Annotated in this window: 3 protein-coding genes; all 3 read left to right on the top strand. The window is 75.0% G+C overall.

Annotated features, from left to right (window positions below):
* Window positions 1-1,277 (top strand): cellulose binding domain-containing protein (locus MCAG_RS01325; protein WP_157548336.1); only part of this gene is annotated, 1,277 nt, incomplete at its 5' end.
* Window positions 1,278-1,397: 120 nt separating this feature from the next.
* Window positions 1,398-2,147 carry a DUF2993 domain-containing protein gene (locus MCAG_RS01320; RefSeq protein ID WP_007071197.1) on the top strand — a complete coding sequence of 250 codons (750 nt, stop codon included), beginning with the start codon at window positions 1,398-1,400 and terminating at the stop codon, window positions 2,145-2,147.
* The coding region (locus MCAG_RS33185) for an MMPL family transporter (protein WP_007071196.1) at window positions 2,147-3,045 on the top strand (899 nt) is incomplete at its 3' end. The genes MCAG_RS01320 and MCAG_RS33185, both read left to right, overlap by 1 nt.

The following is a 3,045-nucleotide window of genomic DNA, read 5'->3' as shown; positions in this document are numbered from 1 at the left end:
CTGCGGACGTCACCGTCACCAACCTGGGCGCGCCGGTCACCGCCTGGACGCTGACCTGGTCGTATCCGGCCGGCCAGCGGGTGACGCAGGCGTGGAACGCCACCGTCGCCCAGGCCGGCGTCGCGGTGACGGCCCGCAACGCGGCGTGGAACGGCGGCCTGGCCACCGGCGGCAGCGTCACCTTCGGCCTGATGGGCTCGTTCGGCGCCGCCAACCCCGCCCCGACGGGCTTCGCCCTCAACGGGGCCGCCTGCGGCGACGGAACGGGCGAGCCGTCCGGCGTGCTGGCCCAGACCCACACCGCCGGCCGGGTCGTGCCCGCCGGGCAGGCCGTGCAGTACAGCTGGCCGGGCATCTACTTCGAGGGCCGCTTCCGGGGCGCCGGCGTCGGGCTCGTCCTCGACGACGCCGTCAACGACTACGACGTCGCCGTCGACGGTGTGGTCGTCGACACCCTGGTCAAGCCCGGCACGACCACGCACTGGGTGGACGGTCTCGCCGCTGGCGAGCACACAGTCCGGCTCGTCAAGCGCACCGAGAGCCCGTGGAGCGCCAGCGCGTTCGGTGGGCTCGTGGCCGCCCCCGGCGGGGCGATCCTGGACCGGCCGGCGGCCCGCAGCCGGCAGGTCGAGTTCATCGGCGACTCGCTGACCGTCGGCTACGGCAACACGTCCACCACCCGGGACTGCACCGGCGACGAGGTCACCCGCACCACCAACACCGACGTCAGCTTCGGCGCGCTCACCGCCCGGGAACTCGACGCCGACTACCAGGTCAACGCCTACTCCGGCATCGGCATGGTGCGCAACTACAACGGCGGGTCGCCCGGGGTCAACTACGGCACCTACTACGACCGGGCGCTGCTGCACGTCGACGGCGACGTCTGGGATCGCCCGGCCACGTGGCGTCCGCAGCTCGTCGTGGTCCACCTGGGCACCAACGACTTCTCCACCCCGATCAACAGCGGCGAGGCGTGGACGGAGCAGACCCTGGCCGCCGCCTACCGCTCCACGTACGTGGCGTTCCTGGCGAAACTGCGGGCCCGCTACGGCGCGGGCACGACGATCGTGGTCGTCGGCACCAGCCTCTTCGGCACCTTGGCCCAGCAGGTCGTACAGGACCGCGAGGCCGCCGGCGACGACGGGGTCCGCTACTGGTACCTCGACGACGCCGGCCTGGACCTACTCGGCTGCCACTGGCACTACTCGGCCGCCGACGACCGGCTCATCGCCGACCGGCTCGGCGACTTCGTCGCCACCCTCGGGCTCGACTGGTAACGGTCCCGCCCGGCGAAAAAGGCCCTGCCGGGCCGACCAGCAGGTGAAACACCTCGAACTCCCACGTTCCTCTCATCATCCTCAGGTGGTGGGCCCAGACCCGCCTGGTCTGCTCTGCCGGTGCGATTGCGAATCATCCGGCGGCGAAGAGCAGCCCTGCTGACAGCCGCCTGCGTGGCGGTGCTGCTGGCGGTCGCAGTGGTGGCGGACCGGTGGGTGGCCCGGACGGCGGCGCAGCGGCTGTCCGACCGGCTGGCGTGCGCCGCCGGCCTCGACCGGCCGCCCCGGGTCGACCTCGGCGGGTTCCCCGTGCTGCCCGGCGTGCTCGCCGGGGAGCTGGGCCGGGTCAGCGTGCGGGCCACCGACGTCCGGCGCGGCGACGTGCGGGCCGCCGAGGTGGACGCCGAGCTGTCCCGGGTGCGGCTGCCCGGCGCGCAGCCGGCCCGCGTCGGCGAGCTGGACCTGCGGGTACGGGTCGGCTTCGACGCCCTGCCCGGCGCGGTCGGTGACCGTCCGGTGCGCTACCGGGCCACCGACGGGCTGCTCGCCGTCGAGACCACCGCCGCGATGGCCGGGCAGCAACTCCCGGTCACCGTGCTCGCCCGGCCCGCCATCGACGCCGGCCGGCTGACGGTCACCCCCACCGAGGTCGAGGTGCTGGGCATGCGCCGCCCCGCCGGTGCCAAGCTGGTGGACCGGCTCACCGGGGGCCGCGACCTGTCCCGGCCGCTGCCCGCGCTGCCCGCCGGCCTGAACTGGCAGGGTGTCGACGTCACCGACGACGGCCTGCGGCTTCGCCTGACCGGACGAGATCTGACCCTGCCCGCGAACGGCGACGGCCGTCGCGACGGCACCTGCGGAGGAGACTGATGCACGCCCGAATCGACGGTTGGACCCACCGGACGCTAAGGCGGCTGGGCCGCTGGTGCGTGCGCCGGCCGTGGCGGGTCCTCGGCGCCTGGCTGCTGCTCGCGGTCACCCTGGTCGGCGGCGTCGCCGCCTTCGGCCGGCCCGTGGACAACGACGTCGCCCTGCCCGGCAGCGACGCCCAGTTCGCCCGCGACCTGAGCGAACGCGGCGGCGGCGGCCCCACCAGCAGCGGACAGGTCGTGGTACGCGTCGACGCTGGCCGCCTCGACGAGCCGGCCCGCCGGGCGGCGCTGGAGCGGACCGCCGCCGCGCTCGCCGGGGTGGAGCACGTGACCCGGGTCGACGGAGTCGACGCCCGCGCCGGCACCCTCAGCCCGGACGGCCGCACCGGCTACCTCACCGTCCGCCTCGACGTGCGTGTGCGCGACGTGGACAAGGCGTTGAGCCGGGCGGTGGTGGACGCGGCGCAGCCGGCCCGCGACGCGGGCATCGAGACGGTGCCGGGCGGAGTGCTCGCCACGGCGGCCGAGCGGGGTGGCTCCCGCCGCGCCGAGGCCGTCGGGCTGGTCGTCGCAGCCGTGGTGCTGCTGTTCGCCTTCGGTGGTCTGGTCGCGGCGGCGGTCCCGCTGGTGACCGCCCTGTTCACCCTGGCGTGCGCGCTCGCCGCGGTAGGGCTCGCCGGCCACCTGGTGGCCGTGCCGTCGGTGGCGGGGAACCTGGCCACGATGATCGGGCTGGGTGTCGGCATCGACTACGCCCTGTTCCTGATCACCCGCTACCGGGCGCTGAGGGCCACCGGCACACCAGCCGACGAGGCGCTGGGCACCGCCATGGGTACCGCCGGGGCGGCGGTCGTACTAGCGCCGGCGGCACGGTGGTCATCGCCCTCGGCGGCCTC

The sequence above is a fragment of the Micromonospora sp. ATCC 39149 genome (assembly GCF_000158815.1).
Taxonomy (GTDB): domain Bacteria; phylum Actinomycetota; class Actinomycetes; order Mycobacteriales; family Micromonosporaceae; genus Micromonospora.
The sequence above is the reverse complement of the archived record's forward strand: the minus strand, read 5'-3'. Positions and strand labels throughout refer to the sequence as shown.